Source organism: Nostoc sp. UIC 10630 (assembly GCF_010747425.1).
GTDB lineage: Bacteria > Cyanobacteriota > Cyanobacteriia > Cyanobacteriales > Nostocaceae > Nostoc.
Map to the genome: position 1 here is coordinate 1 of NZ_JAAGOG010000386.1, position 2,820 is coordinate 2,820.

Sequence of the window (2,820 nt, forward strand, 5' to 3'; positions counted from 1 at the left end):
CTTATAGACTGACCAGTTTTGACTGTAACTTTTGAAATCACACCTTCTTGTTGTGCCCGTATATCTGTTAGCATACCGTTCATAACTGCATCAACGCTATTTACAGTTGTTAGTTGAGCTTTCATGAAGCGGAAAGACCAACTTAGCAATGCAGCACTGATTAGAATCATTGCTGCATTGGAGGCTAGAGAGCGTACTGACTTTGGTTCATACAAGACTTTTAACCCATGAATGGATAAATGCTGACCATTAACAGTTTTATTGCTTTGGGAGACAGGAGGACGTTTGAATATTGGCATAATTAAACTGTTTGTGTTGAGATGATTCCATACTTTAACTCAATGATTTATCAAGTTGAAATTGAAGTTTATCTATTTGATTTTCATATCAAATCAATTAGATAACTGATATGAATGAAATCTTCTTAGAGTGAAGACTATCAAACCTAACTACTCTTAATTATTTTTAATAATTCTTCAGATTCCAGTTTGATAAATAAACGATTTAGACCTTATATTCAGATATAAGTCTTTGAAAAATTTCTCCGTTTATACTCAGGTAGGCAATAATGAAAACTGAGTATATCAATACAATATACTGACACAAAGTAGAAATATTGATTAAAGTTAGTTTATTAGCTAAATAGCCAATAAACTATTAAAGGCTATACTCAATTTGATGATTAAGCTAGAACAATCAAGTCTTTCAGATTAAATGTTTAGACATAATTCTTGAATTCGTGTCTGTTTTCATTTCTACTCAATAGTATTCGTCACACTAGCACTCGGCGGCCACCCTACCCCATCCCTCTCTTGTGGTGACTGGGTGTGGAACATGGAAGGCACAACAGCCAACAAGCATGATCTGAATTGACCGAATACCAACCCCAAACGGGGGCAATGTTCCCAGGTATGCGCGGTGTAACTGAACGTCTAACCCGATTCATGGCAGACAAAATTTTACGGATGCCTGCAAACGCATTGGGGTAGAGGGAGTCAGCACCCATTCGTTTAGACGAACTGCTCTCACTCAGATGTCCAGCGCCGGGATACCTTTGAGAACTATTCAATAAATCTCTGGTCACAGCGACTTGGGGACGTTGCAGCGTTATCTGGAGGTCACGCCAGAGCAGAAGCGAAAGCCAGTTTCGGTGATTAGGTTTTAGTTAAACAAGCTTATGGGATGGTGGGGTTAAGTGCGATCGCAAATATCGCAGCTTGTACAATTGCATTGTTAAAAATGCCACCACCTATTGCAATGATGCTTGCTAAGGCAGCTGATTGCGGCCCACCGCCACTAATGGTAGTGGATTCTTCAGTAGAGATTGCGCTAAACAGTTTCTTATTTTCGAGATCGATAATTTGCAGCATATTGTATTTTCTCAATTAATCAGGATCAAGAGTGAAGTGGCATTTTTTCATAGCTAAATGTACACACATCCCTAGGAAGCACAGATAACATCAAGGTAAATATCCAAGTTTTATGTTCGTTAATAGTCAAAATTTCTTGTCTACTTATAACTTAATAGTGAATCGTTCTAAGCGAAGCCTAATCAATTGTATTGAACGAATACTTAATACAAAATGTTCTCAATCTAGCAATAAAAATTGATAGACGTGCAGAATAAGTATGGAGTCCGCTCTTGACCAGAAAGAAAGGTAATTCTTCACTTCCTTAGCCTTAAGAAATTGCCGAAAAACTTAATTTCTTATAGATGGGTGGGAGAAGACACAGTTAAGGAAGAAACTGTTTATTGCCACAAGATGTCTAAAAAACGCGCCCACCTCACTCACTTTTAAGCAGTGAGTATCTGATCCAATTTCTTGGAACCGAACAAGGGCGCATTCTTGACCTCAATTTATAGAAACAAGCTTACCCGATGGTGGGGTTAAGTGAAGCCGCCAATATCCCAGCTTGTGCGACTGCACTGCCGAAAAGCCCGCCGCCTACTGCGTAGATGCCTGCGTAGGCACCGGCTGCGGGTCCACCACCACTAAGGGTAGCAGCTTCTTCAGCAGACATTTGAGAGAACAGTTCGTTATCTTGAACAAATTGCATGATTTGATTTGACATAAATTTTTTACCTCACTTACTGTTATATCCCTCTTCTGTCACTTTCCGGTAGGGCGATCGCTAGAAGCCTTATGAGGTAATCAATACAAGCTATACTATTAGAAAAAAATTGGTCTTGTATTTGTTATTAGAAAAAAATCGCGCGATCGCTTGCTATATGGAAGCTCTAGAATTCAGGAATGGCAAATGTTTTCGGAGAGTGACAGAAGAGGGGTATCTATGACAACACGTTGCGATTGAGCAAGGATTGATTAACTGAAAGTGTGATCGCATAAACCAAGATGTACAGAATCTAGTAAAGTTGTACGCCTGTAAGCTAGGAGTATACACCCCAGGAGTCAAACTGTCTCAAGAGAAGCGAACTTGGGGAACTTGTGGGAAAGATGGCGTGATTCACATTAACTGGCAGTTGGTTGACGCGCCATTGTCAGTCTTGGAGTACGTAGTAGCCTATGAGATTGTTCACTTGCTGCACCGCAATTATGGTAATGGTTTTTGGGAAGCTCTCTCATGCGTCATGCCGGGCTAGAGGACGCGGAAGGGTCAAAACTGGAATCTTGGGAAGTATGAATGTGAGTGAGGCTGGAGCGATCGCTTGTATGACGATCAGTCAGGGTGCAAGGGACAAGGACGCACTGGACAATGTGTTGGTGCAATCTCGAACAGCTCCTTATATTGATATAGTGAAATACCATAAGATTTAGCAAAAGACTGCAACACCTGATCTGTATAGGCGCGGATCTTGCC

General features: G+C 40.6%; 5 protein-coding genes. 2 read left to right on the plus strand and 3 right to left on the minus strand.

Annotated features, from left to right (window positions below; translation table 11 throughout):
- The coding region (locus G1O98_RS37700) for a hypothetical protein (RefSeq protein WP_202985855.1) at positions 1–299 on the minus strand (299 nt) is incomplete at its 3' end.
- Between the two features lie 680 nt (positions 300–979).
- Between G1O98_RS37700 and G1O98_RS41300 the strand changes: the two genes are divergently transcribed.
- Positions 980–1,072, plus strand: coding sequence for a hypothetical protein (locus G1O98_RS41300; protein WP_345940639.1), 93 nt, complete (start codon positions 980–982; stop codon positions 1,070–1,072).
- 103 nt (positions 1,073–1,175) lie between these two features.
- Here the strand turns inward: G1O98_RS41300 and G1O98_RS37705 are convergent, their stop codons facing one another.
- Both G1O98_RS37705 and G1O98_RS37710 read right to left on the minus strand, forming a co-directional pair.
- A complete protein-coding gene (locus G1O98_RS37705) occupies positions 1,176–1,370 on the minus strand; it encodes a hypothetical protein (protein WP_163939500.1) in 195 nt (64 codons plus the stop codon).
- A 502-nt stretch (positions 1,371–1,872) separates the two neighbouring features.
- Positions 1,873–2,073: a hypothetical protein gene (locus G1O98_RS37710; protein ID WP_163939503.1), complete on the minus strand. Its 201-nt coding sequence runs from the start codon at positions 2,071–2,073 to the stop codon at positions 1,873–1,875.
- Positions 2,074–2,344: 271 nt separating this feature from the next.
- Between G1O98_RS37710 and G1O98_RS37715 the strand changes: the two genes are divergently transcribed.
- Complete coding sequence (locus G1O98_RS37715) at positions 2,345–2,602, plus strand: YgjP-like metallopeptidase domain-containing protein (RefSeq protein WP_345940640.1); 258 nt, start codon at positions 2,345–2,347, stop codon at positions 2,600–2,602.
- Positions 2,603–2,820 lie beyond the last annotated feature (218 nt).